Here is a 14180-nt window from a genome sequence, read left to right on the forward strand (position 1 = left end):
ACAGATGACTGTTTTGACTGCTCAGGCGCTATTGCCGTTCGCTCCGGTCAAGCGGAATGGACGGTTCGTGCTGAACTACCTGCCGAAGTCGCTGTACCAATCGGCGAGATCGCTGAAGTCGATCTTCGCGCAGTGATTTTGTGGTCCTGCCGCGCATTGCGGTCGGGACAACGGGAAAGGGGTCCGGGCTTTGCCTGCGGGCCCCTTTCCGTTTCATGGCGCGCGTGTCGCGGTGCCGCGTCAGTCCGGCAGATCGAGACCTGCCATCGGAACGGGGTCGAGCGCCGGGATATCGTCCAGCGCCATCGGTTCGGGTGACGGAAGATCCGGCGCCATCGGTGCCGGGTCCGCCATGCCGGGTTCGGGCATTGCAAGATCGGCTGTGGGCAGATCGGTGGGGGCCAGATCGGCGGGGGCCAGATCGGTGGGGGCCAGATCGGGCGCGGCGGGCATCGGAGGTGCTGCGGACATCGGTGCAAGATCGGTTGTCAGCGCGGGCTGCGGTGGCGGCGCATCGGCCGCCCGCAGGCGCACCGCCCGCATCGCGCCGGACCGTCCCAGACGCGCCGCCATCAGCTTGCGGCCATCCATCCCGCGCAACTCGACGCCGTCGAGCGTGGCGCGGCCCAGCGGCAGGACCTGATCGACGTGCAGGCGCGACACCTCTGACAAGGGCAGGCTGACCCGGCACAACCGCGCCTCAAGCGAGACGGGGCTGGCCATCACCGCCTTTTCCATCAGGTCGGGCCAGTCGCCCGGTTCCTCTGCCGTGCCGGGCAGGGCGGCGCGGCTTCGGCTGGGCAGGACATAGTGCAGGCGTCCGGTCTTCACCCCGCCGGCAAAGTCCATCTCTGCCGTCAGGTGCAGGTGCGCGGCGTCCTGTATCGCCATGGCGGCGACGCGGGCATCCACCACCCGGCCCGAGAATGTGTAGCCGTCCAGCGCTGGAAGTCCGCCGCAGTCCGCCGCCAGCGCCGCGAAGCCGTCCAGCGTCATCTCGACAAAGTCGCGCATCAGCAGCGCGTCGGTCGCGGTCGGCGTGCGGTCGGGCGCGGCGCCGGGCAGGACCTTGCCCAGCGTCTGCGCTTCGATCGCGGCGGCGACGGCCTGCGGGCACAGCACGGCAAGAGCGACGGCCCCGGCGGGACCGTCAAGGCGCAGGATCAGCCCCGGATCGGGCAGGGCGCCTGCCAGTTCCTCGGGCATCAGCGTTCCGCGACCAAGGTCCTTCAGCACGATTGGCACGCCAAGCGTCCGGTCGCCCGTCTTGGCAAGCGACAGCCGCATCGCCTTGGCCGGCGTCATCTCGGACAGGCCAAGCGCGGCGCGGCGCGCGCCCAGCATGCGCCTTAGCACTGGTGTATCGGCAGCTTCCGCCATTCCCCTTGCCCGTAACAGGTGGTTTCAAACCGGGTCATCCCCGGACTTGCCAGATGCGGGTTACCAAAGCGTTAGAAAGGCCGGGACAGGTGCGCCGTCACGCGGCGCTGCGGGCCTGCACGCGGGGCAGGGTAACGCGGAACGCGGTGCCGCCCTGACCCGGAAGATAAGACACCGAGCCGCCCAGCCGCTCCATGATCTCGCGGCAGATCGCCAGACCCAGACCGGCGCCGCCCGCGCGGCCCTGATCGGTCAGGCGCGAGAACTTCTCGAAGATCACCGCCTGACTGGCCTTGGGGATGCCGGTGCCGTTGTCGACGAAGTCCAGCCGGACTTCGCCGTCATGGCGCGACACGCGGATCCGCAGTTCCGGCATCTCGGCGTCGCAGTACTTGCGGGCGTTGGCGATCAGGTTGATGAACACCTGCGCCAGCCGGTCGCCATCGGTGACGACCGCCAGCCGCTCTGCCGCAGGGTCGCGCCGAATGTGTAGCTCTGGCCCCTCGCGCGCCGAGGTCGCGGCGACAGCGCGGTCGATGACGTGGCCAAGCTCCGTTTCCTGCCAGTTCAGCGAAACCTGCCCGTTCTCCAGCACGCTCAGGTCCAGCAGATCGTCCAGCAGCCGGGTCAGGCGGATCGTCTCGTCGTGGATGATGGTGGCGAAGCGTTCCTGCTCTTCCGCCGCCATCTGGCCGCCGGACATCAGGATCTCGGAGAATGCCCGGATCGAGGTCATCGGTGTGCGCAGTTCGTGGCTGATCTGGCTGAGGAAGGCGTCCTTCTGGATCGACAGCTGCGTCAGCTTCTCGTTTGCGTCGCGCAGCTGACGGGCGGTGCGGGACAGCTCTTCGCGCTGGGCTTCCAGTTGCGAGGTGTGTTCCATGATCTGCGCGGTCTCGTCGGCCACGGCCATCAGGTCCTCGACGGACACGGCGGTGCCGCCGGTGATCTGGCCCACCATCGCATGCGCCGTCGCCGCGCCCACCGAGCCGGCAAGCTGCCGTTCCAGTGTTTCGATGAAATCGGGCGTCGTGTCGGGCAGGTAGCCGCCGGTGCCCTGCCGCCCGGCCTCGGTTCTGAACAGCGCCTGCGCCTCGTCCGGGCCGAGGATGCGTTGCGACATGATCAGCAGGTCCTCTGCCTCGGCAGAGCTTGACGACCAGCCGCGTGCGCTGCCGGAGTGTTCATAGACGTTGACGAATTGCGCGCCCTGAAGGCGTTCCAGCGGGCGCGGAAAGCTCATCAGCGACACCACGACGAAGGCGCCGGTGTTCAGAAGCATCGACCAGAAGACGGAATGCACCACCGGGTCCATCCCGCCCAGCCCGAACAGCGCCTGCGGCCGCAGCCAGCCGATACCAAGCGGCCCCTCGGCCAGCAGCCGTGCGGGCATCACGAAGCTTTCGCCAAAGCTGGGAACGAACAGGGTGTAGGCCCAGACCACGAAGCCCAGCGCCAGCCCGACCGCGGCCCCGTTGCGCGAGGCGCCGCGCCAGAACAGCCCGCCCAGCATCGCCGGAAGCACCTGCGCCACCCCGGCGAACGAGATCAGGCCGATGGCCGCCAGCGCGGTGCTGCCGCCGGAGAGGTGGAAGTAAAGGTAGCCCAGCAAAAGCACCGCCGCGATCGAGATGCGGCGGGCGGTGATCACCACGTCGCGCACGTCGCCCGAGACGGTGGCGCTTTCGCGGCGCACCGACAGCCAGATCGGCATGACGATGTGGTTCGACACCATCGTCGACAGCGCGATGGCCGCAACGATGACCATCGAGGTCGCGCTGGAGAAGCCTCCGAGGAAGGACAGCATCGCCAGCCCGTCGCGCCCCTGCGCCAGCGGCACCGTCAGAACATAAAGGTCGGGGTTGCCATTGGGCAGCAGGCTTAGCCCGACCACCGCGATCGGCACGACGAACAGGCTCATCAGGAACAGGTACAGGGGGAACGCCCAGCTTGCGACGGCAAGGTGCTTTTCGTCCGGGTTCTCGACCACCATGACCTGAAACATCCGTGGCAGGCACAGGAAGGCCGCCGCCGACAGGAAGATCAGCCCGGCCCAGCGTCCCGGCGCCGGAGTCCATTCCGCAAGGCTCGACGCCTCGATCCTCTGGGCGATGTCCCACGGGCCGTCCGCGACGCCCCAGACGACGAACACACCGACCGCCAGCAGGGCGAACAGCTTCACCACCGCTTCAAGAGCGATGGCGGTGACCACGCCGTGATGGCGCTCGTTCGCGTCGAGGGTGCGGGTGCCGAACAGGATGGTGAACACCGTCAGACCGCCCGCGACGGCAAGGGCTGTGGCGTCCAGTTGCTCGAAGGTCGGCGCGTCGCCCGAGCCGTTGCCGGAGAACACCGAGAACGACAGCGTGACCGATTGCAGCTGAAGCGCGATGTAGGGCGTGGTGCCGATCACCGCGAGCAGGGTCACGAAGACGCCCAGCAGGTTGGATTTGCCATAGCGGCTGGATACGAGGTCGGCGACCGAGGTGATCCGCTGAGACCGGCCGATCCGCACCAGCTTGCGCAGCACCGACCACCAGCCGATCAGCACCAGCGTCGGGCCAAGGTAGATTGTCACGAACTCAAGCCCCGAGTTCACCGCGTAGCCCACCGCGCCATAGAAGGTCCACGCGGTGCAGTAGATCGACAGGGACAGCGTGTAGACCCATGGCGAGCGCAGCCAGCCGACCTGTCCCCGTTCGGCGCGGCGTTCGGCGGCGAAGGCGACCACGAACAGCAGCACCACGTACAGCAGGCAGACAACGACCAGCAGGTTGAAGCCGATCATTCGTCGCGCTCCTGCGGCGGGTTGTGTTCGTCCGGGCGCAAGAGGATGCGCGAGAACAGAAGCGACACGGCGATCAGGCCGCCCCAGACCGCGAAAATGTAGATGCCGCTGCCGGCGGTGCGCAGCACGCGGCCCGGGGAAAGCACCCAAACCAGCGGCATCAGGAACAGGAAGGCGCCCAGAACGGGCAACAGCCGCGCCCCGTCCATCACGCGCCGGCGGCGGTAGCTGCGGCGTTCAAGAAAGACGGGACGGCGGGACATGCGGGCGGGCCCTATTGCAGAACGAGGTCGCGCACCGCCTCCAGCACCTCGGCATTGGAGAAGGGCTTGGTCATGAAGCGGCTGGCGCCCATGCGCTCGGCCTGCTCGCGGTCCTTGGCGCGGCCGCGCGCCGTCAGCATAAGCACCGGCAGGCCAGCCGTCTCGGGCGCGGCGCGCAGATCGGCAAGGATGTCAAAGCCGCTGCGGTTCGGCAGCATCACGTCAAGGATCACAAGGTCCGGCGCGCGCCGGGCGATCTCGTCCATCGCGGTTTTTCCGTCGGCATGGGTATCCACCGCCCACCCGTCTCGCGACAGGATGAAGCTGATGGCTTGTATGATGTTCGGCTCGTCCTCGATAAGCAGAACACGTTTTTCCATGGTCCGAACCCCTCCCCTGGCCCGTGCCGGATACTCCGCGCGTTCAGGGGACTATCGGGGAAGGAATGCGGGGTGTCAAAACGCTTGGATGCCGCAGCCGCCGATTTCCGGCGGCCGGACACCGGAATGGCACAGGAACGCGCAAGGATCAGACGGGATTGGCGGTCAGCCGGCCCGCACCCTGCGCGGCGCGCGTCATGCGGTGACGGTCCGGGCCCGCCAGACGCCGTGCGAGCCGGTCGAATGCGCCGCCCGCGCGGTCGGGCCGCCCCGCCAGCGCCCGCGTCCGGGCCAGCGCGGCCCGGGCGGCGCGGCGAACCGGGGCCGGGGTGGCATCGTCCGCCAGCAGCGCGTGGCAGGCCATCACCCCGCGGCCAAGGTCGAACAGGCCGCACGCGGCGTCCAGCGCGTCCTCCAAGGCGTGCGGTGCGCCCTCGGCTGTCCGCACCAGACGCAGGGTCCGGTGATACAGCCGCGCGCGCCACAGAAGCGGCGCCTCCAACGCGTCCGGGTGCCCGGCCAGCGCCGCGACATCGTCCAGCATCGCTGTCAGCAGCGCTTTCGCGCGGCGTCTGCGGTTGACCGGGTAAATCCAGCGGTAGGCGGCCATCGCGGCCAGCGGCGCGGCGGCGACCGCCAGGCCGGCGGACACGGACGCACCGAAGCTGCCGGTGAGCGGGAAATGCGGTTGCAGCATCAACAGCAGCACCATGTTGTAGTCGAAGCTCATCGCCTGCGTCCGGCGGTGCGCCATCAGGAATGGGCCGAACAGGATAAAGGGCACCAGCCACGCCAGCATCTCGGCCTCGCTGCCAGCGAGCGGCCACGCGAGCCAGCGGCAGGCCAGCGCGCCCACGACGCCGGCGATCTGGCCGAGACAGACGTGGCGCATCTGAAGCACCGGGTTCTCGAAGGTCGAGAACAAAGAAATCATCACCGACAGCCCCAGCAGCAGGAAATTTCCCGCGCTCCATCCCGTGATCAGCCACAGGGCGCCGAACAACAGCAGCGAACCGCCCGCCCGCTGCGCGGCCTCGGCGGCACCCGCGCGGTCGCGGTGCAGGACGACCGGGTGCTTGGAGTCGTGCCCCGGCGCCTCGGCCCGCGACCAGCGGTCCATCGTGACCCGCAGTCGCCCCAGCGTCGGGGCCAGTTCGTGTCCTTCGGGAAGCGCATGCCGGGCAAGGTCGAGTTCTGCCACCGCCCGCTCGGTCACGTCGTCGCGCAACGCGGTCGCGGCCCGTCGCAACGCGCCTTCGATCTCGGGCACCGCGCCTTCGCCGCGCCGCCAGAACACCAGCGAGATCGCCGCCAGCAGCATGGACCGCACCGCCCGCACGGTGCGGCGCGAACGCAGCGAGCCGGCGGCGTGGACCTCCAGCGCCTCGTCCAGCGCGGCGAGCCGCGACAGCAGGGCGCCATCCTCGCCGGGCGCGTCCTTCGCGTCGGCCACGTGGTCCAGCAGGTCCGCCAGCAGCACCCTGAGCCGGTGCCGCAGCCCCCCGCCATCGGCCACTCCGCCGAACAACAGACCCACCGCCGTCGCCATCGCCACGCCGGTCAGCACCGTTGCCATGCGGTCCAGCCCCAGCGCCAGAACGCCGCCATGCCCGCTGTCCAGAAGCGAGACCATCGCGGCGGTGTATCCTGCCAGCACGGTGCCGTAGGCCCCGAACCCCCGCAGCAGGTTCCCGGCCCACGTACACAGCGCCACCCAAAGCGCCAGCCCGATCACCAAAAGCCATGGGTGGACACCCGAGGCCAGCACCAGAAGTACGCCGATGACCGAGCCGACGATGGTTCCGGCGAAGCGGAAGAAGGCCTTCTCGACCAGTTGGCCGCGCAGCGGTTGCGATGCGGCCCAGACCGACATGCCCGCCCATTGCGGATGTTCCAGCCCCGCGATCCACGCGACGAACACCGCAAGGCAGGCCGCCAGCGCGGTCCGCAATCCGAAACGCAGCCGCGCCGGATCGAAACCAAGGCCCGCGAGCGTCATCGCCTTCGCTTTCCATCGTCATGCGCGGCAAGCACGCCTTCGACCCGGTCCTCGATCCGCGCGAAGGCACGGGTCATGGTGGCGATGGTGTCCTCGTCGAGGTCGCAGAGAAAGCGCTCTTCGGCCTCGGCGATCCGGGCGCGGATGCGCGTCACCTCGGCGTGGCCCGCCTTGGTCAGCACGACCCGCTTGGCGCGGCGGTCGTCGGGGTCGGGTTTCCGCTCGACCAGCCCCGCCTCGGACAGCAGGTCGACCAGCCGCACCAGTGTCGAGCCGTCGATGCCGACGCGGCGGGCGAGTTCCTTCTGGGTGATGGCGTCGCCGGACTCGCTGAGGTGGATCAGCGGAGTCCACGTGGCGTCGGTCAGTCCCGCCGCAACCAGTTCAAGGTCGACGGCGCGGCGCCACACCCGCGCCAGCGTCACGAAGCGAAAGCCGAACCGCGTCCGCAGCGCGGTAATGTCTGTAGTGGTGCCGGTCATGCCGGGAGAAATAGCTCAAGATAGATTGAACCTCAAACTATTTGAATTGCAATGCACCGTCCCGCCACGCGCAGGGCTCAGGCGGCTTCCGCCAGGATCGAAGGCTCGCGCCGCGCCGGGCAGTCGGCCTGCGGACAGATGCGGCAGCTTGTGCCGACCCTTAGCGCCGCGCCCTCTGCGCCGCGCGGTCGCGGCAGGATCAGCATGACCGCCTCGAACACCGGCGGCGCGTCGAACCGTGCCGGGCCGACAGGCTCGGCCACCGCGTAAGCCACGAAGCGCGCCGCGTCGCGGCCCGCCATCTCGACGACCGCGCGCACCGGCGACAGGGGGCGGCTTAGCGCCTGATAGAGCGGCCACAAGGGGCAGGCGGCGCCGAAGCGGGGCAGGGGGAAGCCGTCGACCGGCTTGCGGGCGGTCAACGTGCCGGAGCCGTCGCAGATCACCAGCCCCGTGGCCGTGTCAAGGCTGTCGGGCGGCAAGGCCGCCAGCCGCCGCAGAACCGCGCCCATGCCGACCCCGAAGCGGGCCGCCAGCACCGCCGGGTCGCACCCGGTCTCGCGCGCCGCCAAGGCGAAAGCGGGCAGCGGCAGCGCGGTGGCATCCTGCCGGTAGCGGGCCGCCCAGCCTTCGGCGAGCGACCGCCCCGCCGCGCTGGTCAATTCCGTGGCCCCGGCAATCACCTCCTGCGGATCGGCGGGCGTCTCGCCCTCCAGCGGCGCAAGGTGATAGTCCCGCGCGGCCAGCCACGCCTCCAGTTCCTCTTGCGGGGTGCCGGTGGACTGCGCCGCCTCGGTGGACGCTTCGAGATAGGACACCAGCGCGCGGCTGGTGTCGGCAAGGCGTTCGCTGTCCTCGTGGATGTTGCGATGGAAGCGGTCGCGCCATTCGGCCTCGATCTCGCCGGGTTCGACAAGGATCGACGAGGTGGCGTTGATCGCGGTCACGGTGGACAGCAATTCGTGCAGCGAGGCGGCAAGGTGAGGGTCGTGGCCAAGGCGGTCGGTCAGGCTTTCGGTCACCCGCTCCAGATGCCGGATGCGGCGCCGTTGCAGCGCCACGAGACGCGCCCAGCCGGGGAAGCGGCCGGCGAATTCCTCGGCTCGCGTTTCCTCTGCCGCAGCCTCGGGGAAAGCCGCCGCCGCATCCCGCATTTGACCGACCAACGCCGCGCCCGCACCCTCGGCAAGGGCAGAGGGATCAACCTCTAGCGTACGGGCGATGTCGGCCAGTAACTTTCCCGCGATTCTGCGCTTATTGTGCTCGATAAGATTCAAGTATGCCGCAGATATTCCGACCGTTTGCGCCAACATCGACTGCTTGAGACCCATCGCGACACGCCGTTCGCGAATCCTACTGCCTGTAAGCGTTCCGGCGGGCATCACGCATCCCCCTGATCTGAAACGGTTTCCGCAGCGCGCAGATAAATTCTTTACAATTGCCGCGTGCGCATTGTGTAGTTTTTTACAGCTTTTTCCTTTATGTAAAGGTGCTTGTTGCGAAGTTTTCGGGACGCCCTCATAAATTTGAGCATCCTGTAAAAGGGACATGCCGGACCAGGGAGGAAACGGTCCGGCGCCACAATGACGTAACGGGAGGAACTTCATGACCAGAACGACTCTGACTCGCCGTGGACTGCTCAAGTCCGGCGCCGTGACCGGCGCGGGCCTTGCGGTCCCGACGATCTTCACCTCCGGCGCGGGGGCGTTCACCAACGAGCCCGGCGCCAGCGAGGTCGTGCTCGGCTTCAACGTGCCGCAGACCGGCCCCTATGCCGACGAGGGTGCAGACGAACTGCGCGCCTATGAACTCGCGGTCGAGCACCTGAACGGCGGCGGTGACGGCGGCATGCTGAACACCTTCTCGTCGAAAGTACTCGACGGCACCGGTATCCTTGGCCGCAAGGTCGCCTATGTGACCGGCGACACGCAGACCAAGTCGGACGCCGCCCGCGCATCGGCCAAGTCGATGATCGAAAAAGACGGCGCGATCATGATCACCGGCGGTTCGTCGTCGGGCGTCGCCGTTGCGGTTCAGGGCCTCTGCCAGGAAGCCGGCGTCATCTTCATGGCCGGCCTGACGCACTCGAACGACACCACCGGCAAGGACAAGAAGGCGAACGGCTTCCGTCACTTCTTCAACGCCTACATGTCGGGCGCCGCTCTGGCGCCGGTGCTGGCCGCGCGCTACGGCACCGACCGCAAGGCGTACCACCTGACCGCCGACTACACCTGGGGCTGGACCCAGGAAGAGTCGATCAAAGCCTCGACCGAGGCGCTGGGTTGGGAGACCGTCAACGCGGTCAAGACCCCGCTCGCCGCGACCGACTTCTCGTCGTACATCGCTCCGGTTCTGAACTCGGGCGCCGACGTTCTGGTTCTGAACCACTACGGCGGCAACATGGTCAACTCGCTGACCAACGCCGTGCAGTTCGGCCTGCGCGACAAGCAGGTGAACGGCAAGAACTTCGAGATCGTCGTTCCGCTTTACTCGCGCCTGATGGCCCGCGGCGCCGGCGAAAACGTCAAGGGCATCCTTGGCTCGACCAACTGGCACTGGTCGCTGCAGGACGAGGGCTCGCAGGCCTTCGTGAAGTCGTTCGGCACCAAGTACGGCTTCCCGCCGTCGCAGGCCGCGCACACCTGCTACGTCCAGACGCTGCTGTACGCTGACGCCGTGACCCGCGCCGGCTCGTTCAACCCCTGCGACGTCGCTGCGGCGCTGGAAGGGTTCGAGTTCGACGGCATGGGCAACGGTCCGACGCTGTACCGCGCCGACGACCACCAGTGCTTCAAGGACGTGCTGGTTGTGCAGGGCAAGGAGAACCCGACTTCGGAATTCGACCTTCTCGAGGTCGTCGAAGTCACTCCGGCCGCTCAGGTCACCTATCCGCCCGATCACCCGATGTTTGCCGGTGGCAGCCTCGGCGAGTGCAACCCGGGCGCCTAAGACACTACTAAAAAATCGTTGCGTAGGGCGGGGTTATCCCCGCCCTGCCGAACAAGCCGCCGCCGCGGCCTCCGTCGGCGTGCGCGCCCATTCCAGAAACGGGTCGGGACAATGGACGCAATCATTCTCCAGGTGCTGAACGGGCTCGACAAGGGCTCTGCCTATGCGCTCATCGCGCTGGGCCTCACGCTGATTTTCGGCACGCTCGGTGTCGTCAACTTCGCCCACGGGGCGATCTTCATGCTCGGCGCTTTCTGCGCCGTGACGCTGCAACGCATCCTGTCGCTGAGCTACACGGTCATCGACGAGACGCAGAAGGACTTCCTCGGCAATCCGCTGAAGGTCGACGTGCCTTACGTCGAGTCGTGGTTCGGGCCAGAGGCGGGACAGGCGATCATCGACTGGTCAGTGCCACTGTCGATCCTGTTCGCGATCCCGGTCATGCTGTTCATCGGCTACGTGATGGAGCGCGGCCTGATCAAGCACTTCTACAAGCGGCCCCACGCGGACCAGATCCTTGTGACCTTCGGCCTCGCCATCGTGTTGCAGGAACTGATCAAGTACTTCTTCGGCGCCAACCCGATCCCGACCCCGGCGCCCGATGCCTTCCGCGGCTCGTTCGACTTCGGCGTGCTGATCGGTTTTGCCGAGAACGCCATCATCTACCCCTACTGGCGGATGATCTACTTCGCCTTCGCGCTGGTCCTGATCGCGGGCGTGTTCGGGTTCCTGCAGTTCACCACCTTCGGCATGGTCGTTCGCGCCGGTATGGCGGACCGCGAGACGGTGGGCCTGCTGGGCATCAACATCGACCGCAAGTTCACCATCATGTTCGGTATCGCGGCAGCCGTCGCGGGCTTGGCGGGTGTCATGTACACGCCGATCAACTCGCCGAACTATCACATGGGGATGGACTTCCTTGTCCTCAGCTTCGTCGTGGTCGTCGTCGGCGGCATGGGCAGCCTTCCGGGCGCCGTGCTTGCAGGCTTCATGCTGGGCATTCTCGAAGCCTTCGCCTCGATGAACTGGATCAAGGACATCATCCCCGGCATCGACCAGATCATCATCTACCTGATTGCCATCGTCATCCTGCTGACCCGGCCGCGTGGCCTGATGGGTCGCCGCGGCGTGATGGAGGAGTAAAGACCAATGTTCGGCCTTTCCAAGAAAGACACCTCGTTCCTGCTGATCGTCGTCGCACTGACGCTGCTGACCCCGATCTTCCTGCAACCCTTCCCCGAAGGCTCGGCGCTGGCCACCTTCAACGCCGGTTATCCGGACCTGATGCAGCGCTTCGCGATCTTCGGGATCTTCGCCATCGGCTTCAACATCCTGTTCGGCCTGACCGGCTACCTGTCCTTCGGCCACGCGGCCTTCCTGGGTGTCGGGTCCTACTCGGTGGTCTGGATGTACAAGCTGCTGGACTACAACATCCTGCCGGGCCTGATCCTTGCGGTCATCACCTCGGGCATCTTCGCGCTGGCGATCGGTTATGTCTCGCTGCGCCGGACCGGGATCTACTTCTCGATCCTGACGCTGGCCTTCGCGCAGATGTCGTTCAACCTCGCCTACTCGGTGCTGACGCCGCTGACCAACGGTGAGACCGGCCTGCAGGTCTATAGCAACGACCCGCAATTCCTGATGGGAGAGGGCTCGCCCAACTCGCCGCACCTGTTCGGCCTTGTCATGCGCGACAGCCTGCAGGTGGACGTGGGCGGCTGGCTGTTCACCTTCAACGTCGGCTACTACTTCTGCGCCATCGTCGCGATCCTGGCCTTCTACCTGTCGCTGCGGATCTTCCGGTCGCCCTTCGGCCTGATGCTGCGCGCGATCAAGTCGAACCAGACGCGGATGAACTACACCGGCCTCAACACGCGGCCCTACACGCTGGCGGCCTTCGTGATCTCGGGCATGTATGCCGGTCTTGCCGGTGGCCTGATGGCCTCGATGGACCCGCTGGCCGGCGCCGAGCGCATGCAGTGGACCGCGTCGGGCGAAGTTGTCCTGATGACCATCCTCGGCGGTGCGGGCACCCTTCTGGGTCCGGTGCTGGGCGCGGGCTTCATCAAGTACTTCGAGAACATCTTCTCGAAGATCAACGACAACATGCTGCACCAGTGGTTCGGCTGGATGCCCGACGGCATGGAAGACGCGCTGATCTGGGTCTCGCACTTCTTCGTCGGCAAGTCGTGGCACCTGACGCTTGGCCTGCTGTTCATGCTGGTCGTGATCTTCCTGCCCGGCGGTCTGGTCGAGGGCGGACAGCGGATCGCCCGCTGGGCCCGCAACCGGAAGAAAGGTCCGGGGGACGACCCCGAGCATCACCCGAAATCCACGCCCCACGTGGCCGAGTAAGAGGAGAACGGAGCTATGGGTATCCTCGAAGTCAAAGGTGTCGGCAAACGCTTCGGCGGTCTGCAGGCGCTGGGTGACGTGAACCTCTCGGTCAAGGACCGCACCGTCCACGCGATCATCGGTCCGAACGGCGCCGGCAAGTCGACCCTGCTGAACTGTCTCGTCGGCCGCCTGATCCCCGACACCGGGTCCGTCATGTTCGACGGCCAGTCGGTGCTGGGCCGCAAGCCGCACGAGATCAACCAGATGGGCATCAGCCGGGTGTTCCAGACCCCAGAGATCTTCGCCGATCTCACGGTGATGGAGAACGTGCTGATCCCCTGCTTCGCCAAGCGCGACGGGGCGTTCCGGATGCACGCCTTCGAGACCGTGGCGAACGAGGGCGAGCTGAACGACAAGGCCGAGGCGATCCTCGCCGACGTCAACATGCTGGAAAAGCGGAACATGCTGGCCTCGTCCCTGTCTCGCGGCGACAAGCGGCGGCTGGAGATGGCGATGTGCCTTGTGCAGCAGCCGCGTCTTCTGCTGCTGGACGAGCCCACCGCCGGCATGGCGCGGGCCGACACCAACAACACGATCGACCTGCTGAAAGAGATCCACGAGAAGCGCGACATCACCATGGCGATCATCGAGCATGACATGCACGTGGTGTTCTCGCTTGCCGACCGGATCACCGTTCTCGCTCAGGGCACGCCGCTGGTCGAGGACACGCCGGAAAACATCAAGGGCCATCCGAAGGTCCGCGAAGCCTATCTCGGGGAGAGCCACTGATGACCCTGACCGAAGACCAGCTGACGAACCGGACGCCGAAGGACTTCTCGTCCCACTCGAACAAGGCCGCGACCGCTCCGGCGTTCTTCTCGGCCTATGATCTGCACGCCTACTATGGCGAGAGCTACATCGTGCAGGGCGTGTCGTTCAACATCCACGAGGGCGAGATCCTTGCCCTGCTGGGGCGCAACGGCGCGGGCAAGACCTCGACGCTGCGGGCGCTTGCGCGGCTCGATGACCCGCAGCTGACCCATGGCGAGGTCTGGCTGGATCACCAGCCGCTGCACAAGATGTCGAGCTATCAGGCGGCCTCGGCCGGTCTGCAGCTTGTGCCCGAGGACCGGCGCATCATCCCCGGCCTGACGGTCGAGGAGAACCTGCAATTGGCGCAGATCGCGCCGCCGGTGGGCTGGTCGCTGGACCGTCTTTACGACCTGTTCCCGCGTCTGGGCGAACGCCGCAAGCAGGAGGGCGTGACGCTGTCGGGTGGCGAGCAGCAGATGCTGGCCATCGCCCGCGCGCTGGCCCGGGACATCAAGGTGCTGCTTCTCGACGAACCCTACGAGGGCCTTGCGCCCGTCATCGTGGACGAGATCGAGAAGACGCTGAACATCATCAAGCAGCAGGGCATCACGACGGTGATCGTGGAACAGAACGCCGTGCGCGCCCTGATGCTTGCCGACCGTGCGGTTATCCTCGATACCGGAACGGTGGTGTTCGACGGCACCGCGAAGGAGGTGCTCGACAACGAGCAATTGCGGGCAGAGTATCTGGCCATCTGAGGCCAGTGGCCCGACGCGGACCCAAGGGGCC

Annotated in this window: 13 protein-coding genes; 6 read left to right on the forward strand and 7 right to left on the reverse strand. The window is 66.9% G+C overall.

The features are described 5' to 3' along the window. Positions 1–4 precede the first annotated feature (4 nt). The gene (locus ACP156_RS00595) at positions 5–136 is read left to right on the forward strand and encodes a hypothetical protein (protein WP_425049342.1); all 132 of its coding nucleotides are present in this window, start codon (positions 5–7) and stop codon (positions 134–136) included. Between the two features lie 104 nt (positions 137–240). Here ACP156_RS00595 and ACP156_RS00600 read toward each other — a convergent pair whose 3' ends face one another. The 7 genes from ACP156_RS00600 to ACP156_RS00630 form a co-directional block, all read right to left on the reverse strand. Next, complete coding sequence (locus tag ACP156_RS00600; protein WP_425049343.1) at positions 241–1380, reverse strand: FliM/FliN family flagellar motor switch protein; 1140 nt, start codon at positions 1378–1380, stop codon at positions 241–243. A 97-nt stretch (positions 1381–1477) separates the two neighbouring features. After that, positions 1478–4168 (reverse strand): ATP-binding protein, encoded by a 2691-nt coding sequence (locus ACP156_RS00605; RefSeq protein ID WP_425049344.1) that lies wholly within the window; start codon positions 4166–4168, stop codon positions 1478–1480. Beyond that, positions 4165–4431: a hypothetical protein gene (locus ACP156_RS00610; protein WP_425049345.1), complete on the reverse strand. Its 267-nt coding sequence runs from the start codon at positions 4429–4431 to the stop codon at positions 4165–4167. The genes ACP156_RS00605 and ACP156_RS00610 overlap by 4 nt, the downstream gene beginning before the upstream one ends. Before the next feature lie 11 nt (positions 4432–4442). Further along, entirely contained in the window at positions 4443–4811 is a 369-nt protein-coding gene (locus tag ACP156_RS00615) for a response regulator transcription factor (protein WP_425049346.1), read from the reverse strand. A gap of 148 nt (positions 4812–4959) precedes the next feature. Next, positions 4960–6810: an FUSC family protein gene (locus tag ACP156_RS00620; protein ID WP_425049347.1), complete on the reverse strand. Its 1851-nt coding sequence runs from the start codon at positions 6808–6810 to the stop codon at positions 4960–4962. Beyond that, positions 6807–7292, reverse strand: coding sequence for a MarR family winged helix-turn-helix transcriptional regulator (locus ACP156_RS00625; RefSeq protein WP_425049348.1), 486 nt, complete (start codon positions 7290–7292; stop codon positions 6807–6809). Before ACP156_RS00625 ends, ACP156_RS00620 begins: the two co-directional genes overlap by 4 nt. A 77-nt stretch (positions 7293–7369) precedes the next feature. Then, positions 7370–8674 carry a short-chain fatty acyl-CoA regulator family protein gene (locus ACP156_RS00630; RefSeq protein ID WP_425049349.1) on the reverse strand — a complete coding sequence of 435 codons (1305 nt, stop codon included), beginning with the start codon at positions 8672–8674 and terminating at the stop codon, positions 7370–7372. 223 nt (positions 8675–8897) lie between these two features. Between ACP156_RS00630 and ACP156_RS00635 the strand changes: the two genes are divergently transcribed. The 5 genes from ACP156_RS00635 (at position 8898) to ACP156_RS00655 (ending at position 14149) form a co-directional block, all read left to right on the forward strand. Then, on the forward strand, positions 8898–10241 hold the full coding sequence (locus ACP156_RS00635; protein ID WP_425049350.1) for a substrate-binding protein: 1344 nt from the start codon (positions 8898–8900) through the stop codon (positions 10239–10241). A gap of 111 nt (positions 10242–10352) precedes the next feature. Continuing rightward, the gene (locus tag ACP156_RS00640; protein ID WP_425049351.1) at positions 10353–11384 is read left to right on the forward strand and encodes a branched-chain amino acid ABC transporter permease; all 1032 of its coding nucleotides are present in this window, start codon (positions 10353–10355) and stop codon (positions 11382–11384) included. Positions 11385–11390: 6 nt separating this feature from the next. Further along, positions 11391–12596 (forward strand): branched-chain amino acid ABC transporter permease, encoded by a 1206-nt coding sequence (locus ACP156_RS00645; RefSeq protein ID WP_425049352.1) that lies wholly within the window; start codon positions 11391–11393, stop codon positions 12594–12596. A 15-nt stretch (positions 12597–12611) separates the two neighbouring features. Continuing rightward, complete coding sequence (locus tag ACP156_RS00650; protein ID WP_425049353.1) at positions 12612–13367, forward strand: ABC transporter ATP-binding protein; 756 nt, start codon at positions 12612–12614, stop codon at positions 13365–13367. Continuing rightward, positions 13367–14149, forward strand: coding sequence for an ABC transporter ATP-binding protein (locus ACP156_RS00655; RefSeq protein WP_425049354.1), 783 nt, complete (start codon positions 13367–13369; stop codon positions 14147–14149). Before ACP156_RS00650 ends, ACP156_RS00655 begins: the two co-directional genes overlap by 1 nt. The last annotated feature ends 31 nt before the right edge of the window (positions 14150–14180 follow it).

The sequence above is a fragment of the Psychromarinibacter sp. S121 genome (genome assembly GCF_049801035.1).
In the GTDB taxonomy this organism is placed as follows: Bacteria; Pseudomonadota; Alphaproteobacteria; order Rhodobacterales; family Rhodobacteraceae; genus Psychromarinibacter.